This is a genomic window from uncultured Erythrobacter sp. (genome assembly GCF_947502395.1).
Lineage (GTDB): Bacteria > Pseudomonadota > Alphaproteobacteria > Sphingomonadales > Sphingomonadaceae > Erythrobacter.
The window spans coordinates 865,222-878,848 of the sequence record NZ_CANMZM010000001.1 but is presented as its reverse complement, the minus strand read 5'-3'; the positions used below and the strand labels follow the sequence as shown (position 1 = coordinate 878,848).

Here is a 13,627-nt window from a genome sequence, read left to right as displayed (position 1 = left end):
CCCGCAATGTCTGAAGAAACCCCCCTCGATCAGTTCAAACAAGCTCTAACCGGAGCTGCCCGTGCGATTTCGCGAGACGCTGAAGTCGAAGTTGCGTGGAGCGCCGATGTACCGGGCGCATCCGGCAATCGCTTCCGTGTGCCACTGCCGGGCCGCGATTTGCCAGCCGATCAGGTAAGTGAAGCGCGGGGCTTTGCGGACAGCTTTGCGCTCAAACTGCGCCACCACGATGCTGGCTTGCACGCCGTGAACGCACCGCCTGAACCTGTTGCGCGCGCGTGTTTCGATGCGATTGAGCAGGTTCGTTACGAGGCGCTTGGCGCGAACCGGTTCGACGGGATCAAGGCCAACCTCGACGACGCGACCGAGACGCGCCTGAACTCAGACGGCATCACCCGCGCGCAAAACGCTTCCGAAGTGCCGCTGCAGACCGCGCTTGCATTGATGGTGCGCGAGGAATTGACCGGAGAGCCTATCCCAGAGCGCGCTGTCACAGGTCTCAGCCTTGTGCGCGAGGCGATCGAGAAAGCGGTGGGCGATGACCTTTCCGCTCTTGCAGACAGCCTTGGCGACCAAGAGGTTTTTCAGAAGCTCGCGCTCGATATGCTGCGCGACCTCGATCTTACCCGTCCAACGGAGGATCAGGATCAAACCGATGAGGACGATTCTGACGAAGACGATGGTCAGGACGAAGAGGACCAAGGCGATGAGCAGCAAGAAGGCGAAGCCGATCCCGATGCCGCCGAAGCAGCCGGCGAAATGCAGGAAGGCGAGGCTGACGGCGAGACCGAAGCCGAGATGCAAGGCGATGAGGATTTCGAAGAAGGCGAACCGGGTGAAGACGGCGATGCCTCCAACGCCCCCACGCGCCCCAATCGCCCGCAAGCCGACATTCCAGAAGGCCTCGACTACAAGGCCTTTACTGAGCGGTTCGACGAGGAAATCGAAGCGCCCGAGCTTTGCGATGCAGAGGAACTCGACCGGCTGCGAGCCTATCTCGATAGCCAGCTGACCGGACTTCAAGGCGTGGTGACACGGCTCGCTAACCGCCTGCAACGCCGCCTGATGGCGCAGCAAAACCGCAGCTGGGATTTTGATCAGGAAGAGGGCGTTCTGGACGCAGCGCGCCTGTCCCGCGTGATCGTCTCGCCGGGGACGGCGCTATCCTACAAGGTTGAGCGCGATATTGAGTTCAAGGACACGATTGTGACCTTGCTGATCGACAATTCAGGCTCGATGCGTGGGCGTCCGATCAGCATTGCCGCGATCAGCGCCGATATCCTTGCGCGCACTTTGGAGCGCTGCGGGGTGAAGACCGAGATTTTGGGCTTTACCACCCGCGCGTGGAAGGGCGGCCAGTCGCGTGAGGCATGGCTGGCGGATGGCAAACCGCAGCAACCGGGGCGTCTCAACGATCTGCGCCACATCATCTACAAGCAAGCCGACGAGCCATGGCGCCGCGCGCGCCGGAATCTCGGCCTAATGATGCGCGAGGGTCTGCTCAAGGAAAACATCGACGGCGAAGCGCTCCTGTGGGCGCACTCAAGGCTCATCTATCGCCCCGAAGAACGCCGCATTCTGATGGTGATCTCCGACGGCGCGCCGGTGGATGATTCGACGCTTTCGGTGAACTCAGCCGGATACTTGGAAGCGCACCTTCGCGGTGTGATTGATTGGATCGAGAACGTCTCCCCCGTGCAACTCGTCGCCATCGGCATCGGCCACGATGTGACCCGCTACTACCGCCGCGCCGTGACGATCATGGACGTGGAACAACTCGGTGGCACGATCATGGAGCAGCTTGCGGAGCTCTTTGAAGATGAAAAGGGCGGACGTCGGTGAGCGACGCTGCGAAGACAATAGAAGTCGATGCGTCACGGTGGTCCAGCGAGAATGATTTCTATAATGGATTAGCCGAGGCTCTTGGGAGTGTCCCTTGGCATGGCAGAGGCTCCGAGGCATTTGCGGAGTCGATGATTTTCTACACTGAGATGAACAAAATTCGGCCTCCGTATCGATTGATCATTCGTAACTTGAGTCGCTTGCAATCAGGTTATGCGCAGGAGTTTGTGTCTTTAATCGCAGCCTATCGTCAGGACAGGATTGACGACCCAGAATGGGGCGATGACATCGGAGTAGAGGTGGTCATAGAATGAACGTAACTTAAGCCGTCACCAGCCGACGCTAGCTTTACTCACCTTGCACAGAAGATCACATATTCACCCTGCCAACAGGCGCGGTCTTCTTGGCTTCGGCGCACATCGAAGCGCTCGATGCCATAGGACTCGCTGTAAACCTCTAAAACGCCGACGCCATTGCCGACCACATCGAGGCCGATCTGCGTCACTCCCTCAGCGTAGGGGCCGCTCAGGCTGGTCGTCATAAAGTCTCCGCCAGAACCTGCACGGAAGGCACAAGCCCCATCATATTCGCCCAACGGCGTGCTGAAATAACACGCGACCCTTCGTCCGCCTGACTGGCCACTGCGGGGTGCCGCGGAGAGGTCTTGTGTCGGTGCTGGCTCGGGTTCGGGGGGAGCGGCAAAGTCCTCGATTTCTGGAACTGTATCTGGACCGGGTTCGGGCATTTCCACTTCTGCAAAGTCGGGCTCAAAATCCTCGTCAAACTCTGAGCCCAAGGAGCCCAGCATAAAGGCACCAACTGCTAAGATAGCCAGAGCCGCAATTCCAATCCCTGCAAACAGCGGCCATTTTGACGGAGCTGAGGCTTGCGCAACCGGCGCTGGTGGAGGCGGGGGTGGAGGCGGAGGAGGTGCTGGCGAAGGTGCGGGCGCGGCGGTCGTAGAGGCGGCAGCGGCCGCGCCGCCCCACTCGCGCTCCCCACAAAGCTCGGTAAGGCTCGCCATGACCTTGCGCCAGCCGGAATGGTCATCCTCTCCCTGCCAGTCACCAATGTCGGCAAACTGGATCTGATTGAAGGGAAGCGGCGGGATCAGATCGCCCAGCGCCGTTTGAATAAGCTTTTTCTGATTTCGCGCCACATCAGCCTCGGCACGGACCCACTCACTTGCGGCTGCCGTTTCAGACCAAACAACAATCGCCGCCTTGGCCGCGCCAATCTTCTCGGTGATCACATCGCCATAGCTTTTGTGCGGAGGCAGCTCGGCGTCCCACCACACGTCATACCCCTCGGCCTCGACCTTCTTGGCAAGACGAGCCACCGCCTCTTGATCGTGGCGCGAATAGGAGATGAATACGTCGGGCACCGGTTTCCCCCCAAGAGCACTGCGGCACCGATGATACGCTTGGATACCAAGCTGATGCAAGCGCCTTGCTCTTGGTCGCGGGCCCGGTTAGCACCGCGTTCATGAATGTAACTGAAGCTGTCACGTCGCGCCGCTCGGTGCGCGAATTCACCGACCAGCCGGTCGAATTGGAAACCATCCGCCGGGTGCTCGACACAGCGAGGTGGGCCGCATCGGGTTGTAATTATCAACCTTGGGAAGCCGCCGTTGTGACAGGAGATTCGCTCAAGGCGCTTCAGGAGAAGATCACTTCAACCCCGCCGCAGACGCTCGAATACGATTGGAATGCACCCCTTGCCGAAGACCATTACAAAGACCGGCTGCACGGGATTTCCAAGGGCATGTTTGAAGCGCTTGGCATTGCACGCGATGATGGCGAAGCGCGGATGAAGGCCATGGGCCGCAATGCAACCAGCTTCGATGCCCCTTGCGTCATGTTCACCTATTTCCCGCGATTTATGAAAGAGCCGCAGTGGTCCGACACTGGTATGTGGTTGCAAACCGTGGCGTTGCTCCTGCGCGAAGAAGGGCTCGACAGCTGTTTCCAGGAATTCATGGCGTATTACGCCAATGTCATCCGCGATCATCTTGGCCTCGATCACGATCGCTACATGCTGTTTTGCGGCATGGCGATTGGCCATCGCGATGCCGATGCTCCGGTGAACAGTTTTGAGCGCGAGCGTGTACCGCTGGACGAACATGTGACGTTCCACGGGTTTGAGTAGGCAACAATGGCCCGCATAGATCCTCCCAATGATGATCAACTGACCCCAGAGCAGAAACAGGGCTTTGCCATGGCCGAGGCCTTTATGGGATTTCTGCCCAATTCCTCTGTCACGATGGCGCATTGGCCAGAGTTGAGCGCGACTTTCGGGCCGTTTGCTGCCAACATCTTGGCAGGCGGTGAGCTTCCCACTTCGCTCAAAAACATGATCGCGGCCGTTGCGAGTAGCGCGGCCGGCTGTCGCTATTGTATGGCGCACACGACCCATCAGGCGCACCGTGCCGGCGGCGAGGCTGAGAAGATTGCGAAGGTTTGGGAGTATCAGACCAGCGATCTTTTCACCGATGCTGAACGCGCTGCGTTGGATCTGGCGTTTGCAGGTGGACAAGTGCCTAATGCAGCGACGCAAGCGCATTTCGATGAGCTCAAAAAGCACTACTCCAACAAGCAGATCGTTGAGATCGTTTCGGTGATCTCGCTGTTTGGTTTCCTCAATCGCTACAATGACACCATAGGCAGCGAGCTTGAGGAAGAGCCGCTGAACTTTGCCAAAGAAACATTCGCATCGCGCGATTGGGACGGTTGACCCGGGCGAGCCCTCGCATAAAAGCAGCGCCACTATGATGTCCTCAGCTTTTGGCCTTAAACTCTTCAACTCGCTGACCCGCGAGATCGAGCCTTTTACCCCCGTCCATGAAGGTGAGGCGCGGGTTTATTCGTGCGGGCCGACGGTCTATAACTATCAGCATATCGGTAATATGCGCGCTTATGTGTTTGCCGATACGCTTGGACGCACGCTGCAACACAGGGGGTTAAAGCTCACCCATGTGATCAACATCACGGACGTAGGTCACCTGACGTCTGATGCGGATGAGGGTGAAGACAAAATGGAAAAAATGGCGGCCACCCAAGGCAAGTCTGCCTGGGATATCGCCGCCTTTTATCAGGCCGATTTTGAAGCCGATCTGGCGCGCCTTAACGTGCAGCAAAAGCAGCACCCGCGTGCCACCGAATATGTCGAAGAGATGATCGCTTGGGGCAAGAGCATGGCAGATGAACACTGCTATGAGCTCGACAGCGGCCTCTATTTCGACATCTCCACCGTCGCCGACTACGGCAAACTCGCGCGCGCTGTCACCGAGGAAGGTGCCGAAGATTCTTGGGGGCGGATCAAGAAGCTTGAAGGCAAGCGCAACGCGGGCGACTTTGCGATTTGGCGCAAGACCCCAGAGGGCGAAACGCGCCAGATGGAATGGGACAGCCCATGGGGCAAAGGCGCGCCTGGCTGGCACTTGGAATGCTCGGTCATGGGCGAGAAGCTGCTGGGCTTCCCTTTCGACATCCATACCGGCGGGATCGACCACCGCGAGATTCACCACCCCAATGAAATTGCGCAGAATCAGGCGTTTTGTGGATGTGGAGGGCTGTCCGAAGCGCGCAATTCAGGCGCGAACATCTGGATGCACAACAACTTTCTGGTTGAGCGGTCCGGCAAAATGTCGAAGTCGTCTGGTGAATTCCTGCGGCTCCAATTGCTGCTCGACAAAGGCTATCACCCGCTCGCCTACCGCATGATGTGTTTGCAAGCGCATTATCGCTCTGAGCTTGAGTTCAGCTGGGAAGGGCTGGAGGCGGCTCTTACACGGTTAAAGCGGATGGTGATGGCGGCGAGAAAAGCCAGCGAGGCTCAATCGGGGTGGTACGAGCGACCAGCTGAGGAACAGCGCAAACTGTCTCTCAATACATCTCCAAAACTGGTTCCCTTGATGGAGCAATTCAACGAGGCAATAAACAATGACCTGAACACCCCAGAAGCATTACCAATCCTGGAGGCTGTGCTAGCGACCAAAAAAATTGATCCTATTGAGAGGGTCAATGTTGCTCAATGGATGGATGAAGTTCTTGGCCTAAATCTGTTTGGGCTGACCCGCGAAGACTTGCGCATTCGGCCCAAGTCGGCGGATATCACCGAAAGCGAAATCGAAGAGGCATTGGCTGCCCGTAAGGCTGCACGTGCGGAAAAGGACTTTGCGCGATCTGACACAATTCGAGACGAATTGGCGGCAAAGGGTGTCGACGTAATGGACGGCGATCCGCTGGGCTGGGAATGGAAGCTTGCGTGAAGTCTAGCGTTCCCCTCCCGCTTGCGGGAGGGGTTAGGGGTGGGCTAGGCAAAAGCAAACACCCGCTGGGAAGGCCCACCCCCGGCCCCTCCCGCAAGCGGGAGGGGAGAAGACTTCAATGACCACACTCGCAATCTCAGGCCTTATCCGCCCGCTGCTCGAATCCCAGTTGCCCTCTGGCTTGGATGTGCGCTGGTTTATGACTCATGAGGAAGCTCTCGAAGCGGTCAAAGGGGCGGAGATCGGCTGGTTCGATATGAATGAGAAAGAGGCGATGGCCGCTGCATTACACGCCGCGACTGACCTAAAATGGCTCAACTCGATTTACGCTGGTCTCGATTTTCTGCCGATGGATGTTTTGATTGATCGCGGGATCACTGTGACCAATGGCGTTGGGATCAACGCGATCACCATTGCGGAGTACACCGTCATGGGCATGCTCAATATCGCTAAGGGGTATCGCGATGTGGTGCGCGCGCAGGACCGCCGCGAGTGGTTGATGGATAGCCCGGGCAAGCGCGAATTGGCGGGCTCAAAGGCGTTGCTCTTGGGCTATGGCGCGATCGGCAAACTTATCAAACCACGCCTCGAAGCCTTTGATGTCGATGTGACCGTTGTGCGCCGATCAGGCGGGGCCGGTGTGCTAACTCCCGATCAATGGCGCGAGCAATTGGGCGAATTCGACTGGATCATCCTGGCGGTGCCATCAACCCCTGAGACCGAGAACATGATTGCTGCGAATGAGCTTGCATCAATGAAGTCTGACGCGATCCTAGTGAACATCGCGCGCGGGGAAGTGGTGGATCAGCCGGCGTTGATTGAAGCGCTCAAAGCTCGAAAAATCGGTGGGGCTTTCCTCGATGTGACCACTCCCGAGCCGCTTCCGGCTGACCACGAACTTTGGACGTTGGACAACGCGCATATCTCGATGCACCTCTCGGGCCGCGCGCAGAATATGATGTTTATCCGCAGCGCTGAGCGGTTCTTGGAGAACTTGCAGAGATACCTCGCCGGCGAGCCTGTTGCCCCGATCTTTGATCCAAAGTTGGGCTATTGATATTTCGAAATGTGCAACTTGCACTTGGAATCTGATAGATTCCTGCAATACATCGGGAGTACGCGGTCTCTATGACCGAACACATACGCGCGCAGGAGCAATGGACCTGCGCGCAAAATGGGGGGAATTGCAAGCATGACTGATACCAAGAAAGCATCCGACGTTTTTATCGAATGTCTGGAGGCAGAAGGCTGCGAGTACATCTTTGGTGTGCCGGGCGAAGAGAACCTCGATTTTCTTGATTCGCTGGGCCGGTCGGACAAGATTAAGCTGATCCTTACCCGCCACGAACAGGGCGCTGGCTTTATGGCTGCGACCTATGGCCGCCACACCGGCAAGACCGGCGTTTGTGTTGCCACGCTTGGCCCCGGCGCGACGAACTTTGTGACATCGGCCGCATATGCTCAACTCGGCGGTATGCCGGTTCTGATGATTACCGGGCAGAAGCCGATCAAGAAGTCGAAGCAAGGCCGGTTCCAGATCGTCGATATCGTCTCGTTGATGGAGCCGGTGACCAAATATTCGATCCAGATTGCGGCAGGCGACAACATCCCGAGCCGTGTGCGCGAAGCGTACCGCCTCGCCGAAGAGGAAAAGCCCGGTGCGACCCTGATCGAACTGCCCGAAGATATCGCTGAGGAGCCAACCGAAGATTGGAAGCCGCTTCCCAAGAGCGTCGCGCGCCGTCCTTCGGCGGAACCCAAGGCCGTTCGTGCTGCGGTCAAGGCAATCGAGGGGGCCAAGAACCCCGTTCTGGTGATCGGCGCTGGCGCCAACCGCAAGCTGTGCGGGCGAATGCTGGAACAGTTTGTCGAAAAGACCGGCATTCCCTTCCTGACCACACAGATGGGCAAGGGCGTTATTGATGAACGCCATCCCAAATTCCTGGGCTGCGCTGCATTGTCAGCAGGCGACTTCGTACACCGCGCGGTTGAGGCCTCGGATTGCATCATCAATGTTGGTCACGATGTGATTGAAAAACCGCCATTTTTCATGAAAGACAATGGCGTCACGGTGATCCACGTATCGACCCGGACGGCAGAGGTGGACCCTGTCTACTTCCCGCAGGTTGAAGTCATCGGCGATATCGCCAACGCTATCTGGCAGATCAAGGAAGACATCTCGCCCAATCGCGATTGGGATTTTGATCACATGCTTGCCTATCATCAGGCAGAGCTTGACCACACCAATGCTCTGGCCGGGGATACTCGCTTTCCAATCTTCCCGCCGCATCTGGTGCAGCAAGTCCGCGACAGCATGCCGCGCGATGGCATCATCTGCCTCGACAACGGGGTGTATAAGATCTGGTTTGCGCGCGGCTTCACTGCGTACCTTCCCAACACCGTTCTGCTCGACAATGCGCTGGCGACCATGGGCGCTGGCCTGCCATCGGCCATGATGAGCGCAATGCTTTACCCAGAGCGCAATGTAATGGCGATTTGCGGCGATGGCGGCTTCATGATGAACAGCCAGGAGATGGAAACCGCGGTGCGCCTCGGTCTCAACCTCACCGTGCTTATTCTGCGCGATGATGCTTATGGCATGATCCGTTGGAAGCAAGCGAATATGGGCTTTGACGACTTTGGCTTGACCTATGGCAATCCGGACTTTGTCGCCTATGCGGAAAGCTATGGCGCTAAGGGGCACCGTGTGGAAAGCTCTGAGCATTTGACTGAGCTGCTTGCGCATTGCCGTGATACGCCGGGTGTTCACCTGATCGATTGCCCAGTGGATTACACTGAGAACGATCAGATCCTGAACATCGACATTAAGGAACTGAGCGCAAAGCTCTGATCGCTCCTGACGAGAAGGACATAAGACCATGCATGAAGTGGTGAACCCGTTCGACCTCTCCGTCATCGGGAGCGTTCCGACGCATGATTGGGAGGCGGTGGATGCTTTCCTAGCGCGGGCGAAGGAGCTTGCCGAGGACCGTAACGCCTGGATGAAGCCGCATGAGCGTGCAGCCATCCTGCACCGCGCGGCGGAGATCATGCAGGAGCGGTTCGAGCATTTGGCCATGCAAGTGGCAGCGGAAGGCGGCAAACCGTTGATAGATGCGCGGGTGGAAGTCGCCCGCGCCATCAATGGGATAGAGCTGTGCATCCACGAGATCGGCGCGCTTAAGGGCACCGAGATTCCGATGGGCATTACCTCCGCCGGTGATGGACGGCTTGCTTGGACCTCGCGCGAGCCGATTGGGCCAGTGGTGGCGGTTTCTGCCTTCAACCACCCGCTCAATCTTATCGTGCACCAGGTCGCGCCAGCGGTTGCAACAGGTTGCCCTGTAATCGTGAAGCCAGCGGGCGACACGCCGCTTTCGGCGTTCGAGTTTATTGATATTCTGCACGAGGCGGGGCTTCCCAAGGAATGGGCAAAGGCTGTGGTGACCCCGCGCGATGTGTCATCCAAAATGGTGGCGGACCCTCGTGTCGCCTTCTTCAGCTTTATCGGCTCGGCCGGCGTCGGCTGGTCGCTGCGCTCGCAATTGGCTCCGGGAGCGCGGTGTGCGCTGGAGCATGGCGGAGTGGCCCCCGTTATTGTCGATGCCTCTGCTGACCTCGAAGCTGCCGTGCCTAGCCTTGTGAAAGGCGGTTTCTACCACTCAGGCCAGGTGTGTGTTTCGGTTCAGCGGATCTTTGCGCACTCTTCGATCATCGATGAACTGGCTGCAAAAATGGTTCCTGAAGTCGAGGCTCTCAAAGTTGGCAATGCAACGGCGGAGGACACCGAGTGCGGACCGTTGATTCGACCCAAGGAATGCGACCGTGTGGCCGAGTGGGTGGATGAGGCTGTGGCAGCCGGTGCCACCTTATTGTGTGGCGGTGAAAAGCTGTCGGATACGACCTACGCACCGACATTGCTGCTCAATCCACCGGCCGATGTCACAATCTCGCAAAACGAGGTGTTTGGGCCGGTGGTTTGCCTCTATTCATACGACGATGTGGATACTGCGATTGCGCAGGCCAACTCTCTCGACGTGTCGTTCCAAGCGGCGATCTACACCAACGATCTCGCAGGCGCGATGCACACCTATCGCCATATCAATGCCTCGGCGGTGATGGTGAACGATCACTCCGCCTTCCGGACCGATTGGATGCCTTTTGCAGGGCTTAAGCAATCTGGTCATGGCGTAGGGGGCATCCCCTACACCTGTCATGAGATGACCATCGAGAAGATGATTGTGATTAAGGCGTAGTCAGTTTTGCGCGGCCCCATCCGGGGCCGCATCCTCGCTAGACGTCCTCCGCTTGCGCTGCGGACCCGCTGCGGGCGCGTGGTCACGCTTGCAAGCCTGCGGCTCGTTCGGGCGCACCTTAACTCTCCTCCAACAATAGCAACACCGCCGTAATCACCAATCGCTCTTGCATGCCGAAACGGTGATCGACTTCGCGGATTGTCGCATCGGCGACCAGCTGGCCGGGGATGGTAAACTCATGCTCCGGCAGTTGCTCGATTAACTCTTCACCATGCGCCACCGCTTCCGATCCCTCAAAGCGCAGCGTAATCTCGTGCCGCGTGCCGGAAAAAGTGATCGAACTCCACGCTTTCTCTTCATGTTTGACACATGTGGCACACTGTCCAGAGAGCTTTATGAGAGCTTCGCGCAGACGGTCTCCGGTGGTGCGGCGAGCTCGCATGGGGTGGGGCCGGTTGAGAGCCGAATGACTGGCCGCATGATCGGCGGATTTGGTCTCGAGGCGATGGCGCGCAAACAGCGAGCCAAGTGTATTTCCAAACGATGCACGTCCCAGCATTTGCGGATCAAGCAGCATGGCGAAACCCTTTCACCTCGAGAGCATGACGACGATCCGAGTGTCCGTTTGTCTTGGGGCGGAAGGAGAGCGGACGCGCTTCGGTCCGACTGCCTGCTTCAAATTCTGCCATCCATTGAAGGGTGCGTTCTTCGGTCTTTTTGCGCGGGATTCGGCCCATTCGCAGGTCCAGCACAAAACGCGGATCGTGAGCAGCGAGACGGCCAAACTTAGTGGCCGCCATTTTGTGTGCTCGCAGGAAGTTCTCAACTTTTCGAATCAACATGGGTGCCCCCTTTGCGCTTGTTTTCAAATCGATCGAGGCGAAGGCCTGCACCGCGAATCGCTCAATGTTCTGCAAATGTTCCACTGCAATTCCTACTTGTCTAGGAAAAATCCTTCGTATAGGAAGGATTTGTGAAGGATATTCCTTTGGATTCGAGTGAAAGGGGCCTCGATATGAGTCGGTCAGATGCGCGTAAGCGCTTGGTGGAATTGTCAAAAGAGCGTGGGGCGAGCCTGGCGAGGCTGTCGGAGTTGCTCGGCAGAAACCCCTCATATCTGCAGCAATTTATTAAAAAGGGGAGCCCGCGAAAGCTTGAAGAGGGGGATCGCAAGACCCTGGCTGAGTTCTTTGGTGTGAATGAATCGGAGCTTGGTGGGCTGGAGGGTGTGGCGAAGGAAAAATCCTACATGACCCGCAGCTCGGTGCCTGAAGCGGGCTATATCGACGTGCCCAGGCTCAATATCGGCGCATCGGCTGGCCCTGGCGCATTGCCGGATAGCGAGGAGCCCTTTGATGCCTTTCATTTCTCCCGCAAGTGGCTGCGCGAACAGGGACTGGAAGGCTCAAAACTCTCCGCCATCACGGTCGAAGGTGACTCGATGGAGCCGCTTCTTAATGATGGCGATGAGATATTGATCGACACCGCGGCTCGGCCTTTCCGCGATGGCGTGCATGTTGTGCGCCTGGGCGATACGCTTATGGTCAAGCGTGTGGCGCAAGCCGGGGCAGGGCGGTTTTCGCTTCTTAGTCAGAATTTGGCATACCCGCCGGTAGATGTTGCAGCTGACGAGATGGAAGTAATTGGCCGCGTGGTTTGGAAAGGGGGGCGGATATGAGCGATGCACCGTATGGTGACGCTGCATTTATGCTTGGGCTAATGGTGGGTTTGCCATTCATTATCGCAAAGTTTGTGGTTGGAGCCACTTTGGTGCAGGTGCTTTTGGCCTTTCCGCTTTTCTGGGCGATCACATTCCTTGGCCTAGGTTTTGGGAACGTAAACCAAGAAGTTTTCGGCTGGACATTGATCGCACAGATTTTCGTTGCCTGGGTCGGTGTTCCCATTTGTGCCGGTCTGTTGAAGTGGCTTGAGATTCCCCAAAGGTGGTTATGACTTCACGGATTTTACCCCCGCCGCCGTTTGAGCCAATCCTTGTGCGTTGCCTCGGTTTGTCGCCAAGCGGCGAACACGGATAGATCCTTATCCGGTTTGCCCGTACGTCCGAGCGCGTAAATCTGGCCGTAGAACCAGAATTGGACCGCAAAACTCGCCGCTGCGCGCAGGGCTTTGATGCCAGTGAGGAACCGCAGGGGGGCCGGGAAAAGCGAGAGTTCGTCCTCGTAGCGGTAGAGGCTCTCATCTCCTTCCAGCAGGCGCTTTGGCCCATCGGGGTCGGCGCACAGGGGCCTACCCAAGCCGATCAAATCCGCCGCGCCGCTTTCCAAAGCCTGCTCCATTGCCGCCTTGCTGCGAAAGCCGCCGGTGACCATCAAAGGCACGTTGCACGCCTCTTTCATCGCCTTGGCGAAGTCGACGAAATAGGCCTCACGCGCAGCCGTTGAGGCTTTCACATTCTGATCTTCGGCTGGCTCCATGCCTTCAATGCCGAGGAGCTTGGGTTGTTCATAGGTCCCGCCCGATACCTCGATGAGGTCGACGCCGAGTTCTTCGAGCCAGCCGACGACGGTCACGCTGTCCTCAAACGCAAAGCCACCCTTTTGGAAGTCGGCGCTGTTGAGCTTGACCGTGATCGGGAAGTCAGGCCCCACGGCCTCGCGCGATTGGCGGATGACTTCGGTAAGGAGACGAGCGCGGTTCTCGAGGCTCCCGCCCCATTCGTCTGTGCGGATATTGGTGCGTGGGCTAAGGAACTGCGATATGAGATAGCCATGCGCGCCGTGGATTTGAACGCCACTGAAGCCGACCTCCTTGCAGATCCGAGCCGCGCGAACAAAGCCTCCAATGATGTCCTCGATCTCTTGGGCCTCAAGCGCGACAGGTTCTCCGAACTGTCCGCCCGGAATTCCGAGTTTGACGGCTGAAGGAGCCTTGGGATGCGGGTTCACGATTTTGAAACACTGGCGTCCGGCATGGCTAATCTGCGCCCAGAAGTGATTGCCGTTTGCGGTGCCTGCCGCAGTCCATTCGTGAAACTTGGCGCGCTCTTCATCGTTCAGTTCGCGGTCGATAATGACATTGCCGGGGCGTTCCAAGTGGTCGGCATCGATCTGGATATTGCCCGAGAGCAGCATTCCGGGACCGCCTTCAGACCAAATGCGATAAAGCCGCATGAGCTCCGGGGTTGGCAAACCTTGCGGGTCGGCCAGCCCTTCGGTCATCGCGGCTTTGGAAAGCCGATTGGGCAAAACCGCGCCGCAAGGTAGTGTAAGGGTGCTCGCCAAGGTCATGTCTTAAGGGT

General features: G+C 57.8%; 14 protein-coding genes. 10 read left to right on the top strand and 4 right to left on the bottom strand.

Annotated elements, in window-relative coordinates:
• The first annotated feature begins 6 nt into the window (after positions 1-6).
• Together cobT and Q0778_RS04260 are read left to right on the top strand one after the other, a co-directional pair.
• Complete coding sequence (gene cobT / locus Q0778_RS04265; protein ID WP_298334261.1) at positions 7-1,842, top strand: cobaltochelatase subunit CobT; 1,836 nt, start codon at positions 7-9, stop codon at positions 1,840-1,842.
• Entirely contained in the window at positions 1,839-2,156 is a 318-nt protein-coding gene (locus Q0778_RS04260) for a hypothetical protein (protein ID WP_298334259.1), read from the top strand. The genes cobT and Q0778_RS04260 overlap by 4 nt, the downstream gene beginning before the upstream one ends.
• 38 nt (positions 2,157-2,194) lie before the next feature.
• Here Q0778_RS04260 and Q0778_RS04255 read toward each other — a convergent pair whose 3' ends face one another.
• Complete coding sequence (locus Q0778_RS04255; protein ID WP_298334257.1) at positions 2,195-3,226, bottom strand: toll/interleukin-1 receptor domain-containing protein; 1,032 nt, start codon at positions 3,224-3,226, stop codon at positions 2,195-2,197.
• Between the two features lie 101 nt (positions 3,227-3,327).
• On the opposite strand from Q0778_RS04255, the gene Q0778_RS04250 reads away from it, so the two are divergent.
• The 6 genes from Q0778_RS04250 (at position 3,328) to Q0778_RS04225 (ending at position 10,368) form a co-directional block, all read left to right on the top strand.
• Positions 3,328-3,990 (top strand): nitroreductase, encoded by a 663-nt coding sequence (locus Q0778_RS04250; protein ID WP_298334255.1) that lies wholly within the window; start codon positions 3,328-3,330, stop codon positions 3,988-3,990.
• Positions 3,991-3,996: 6 nt separating this feature from the next.
• Positions 3,997-4,575 (top strand): carboxymuconolactone decarboxylase family protein, encoded by a 579-nt coding sequence (locus Q0778_RS04245; protein ID WP_298303993.1) that lies wholly within the window; start codon positions 3,997-3,999, stop codon positions 4,573-4,575.
• A gap of 37 nt (positions 4,576-4,612) precedes the next feature.
• A complete protein-coding gene (gene cysS / locus Q0778_RS04240; protein ID WP_298334874.1) occupies positions 4,613-6,112 on the top strand; it encodes a cysteine--tRNA ligase in 1,500 nt (499 codons plus the stop codon).
• 118 nt (positions 6,113-6,230) lie between these two features.
• The gene (locus Q0778_RS04235) at positions 6,231-7,169 is read left to right on the top strand and encodes a D-2-hydroxyacid dehydrogenase (protein ID WP_298334253.1); all 939 of its coding nucleotides are present in this window, start codon (positions 6,231-6,233) and stop codon (positions 7,167-7,169) included.
• 135 nt (positions 7,170-7,304) lie between these two features.
• Positions 7,305-8,963: an acetolactate synthase large subunit gene (locus Q0778_RS04230; RefSeq protein ID WP_298334251.1), complete on the top strand. Its 1,659-nt coding sequence runs from the start codon at positions 7,305-7,307 to the stop codon at positions 8,961-8,963.
• Positions 8,964-8,991: 28 nt separating this feature from the next.
• Positions 8,992-10,368, top strand: coding sequence for an aldehyde dehydrogenase family protein (locus Q0778_RS04225; protein WP_298334249.1), 1,377 nt, complete (start codon positions 8,992-8,994; stop codon positions 10,366-10,368).
• 118 nt (positions 10,369-10,486) lie between these two features.
• Here the strand turns inward: Q0778_RS04225 and Q0778_RS04220 are convergent, their stop codons facing one another.
• Both Q0778_RS04220 and Q0778_RS04215 read right to left on the bottom strand, forming a co-directional pair.
• Positions 10,487-10,945, bottom strand: coding sequence for a hypothetical protein (locus Q0778_RS04220; protein WP_298334247.1), 459 nt, complete (start codon positions 10,943-10,945; stop codon positions 10,487-10,489).
• Positions 10,935-11,210: a hypothetical protein gene (locus tag Q0778_RS04215; RefSeq protein ID WP_298334245.1), complete on the bottom strand. Its 276-nt coding sequence runs from the start codon at positions 11,208-11,210 to the stop codon at positions 10,935-10,937. Before Q0778_RS04215 ends, Q0778_RS04220 begins: the two co-directional genes overlap by 11 nt.
• A 173-nt stretch (positions 11,211-11,383) precedes the next feature.
• On the opposite strand from Q0778_RS04215, the gene Q0778_RS04210 reads away from it, so the two are divergent.
• Together Q0778_RS04210 and Q0778_RS04205 are read left to right on the top strand one after the other, a co-directional pair.
• On the top strand, positions 11,384-12,046 hold the full coding sequence (locus Q0778_RS04210; RefSeq protein WP_298304011.1) for a LexA family transcriptional regulator: 663 nt from the start codon (positions 11,384-11,386) through the stop codon (positions 12,044-12,046).
• Entirely contained in the window at positions 12,043-12,321 is a 279-nt protein-coding gene (locus Q0778_RS04205; protein ID WP_298304013.1) for a hypothetical protein, read from the top strand. Before Q0778_RS04210 ends, Q0778_RS04205 begins: the two co-directional genes overlap by 4 nt.
• Positions 12,322-12,332: 11 nt before the next feature.
• Here the strand turns inward: Q0778_RS04205 and Q0778_RS04200 are convergent, their stop codons facing one another.
• Positions 12,333-13,616, bottom strand: a complete 1,284-nt coding sequence (locus tag Q0778_RS04200; RefSeq protein ID WP_298334243.1) for an NADH:flavin oxidoreductase/NADH oxidase family protein — start codon at positions 13,614-13,616, stop codon at positions 12,333-12,335.
• Between the last annotated feature and the right edge of the window lie 11 nt (positions 13,617-13,627).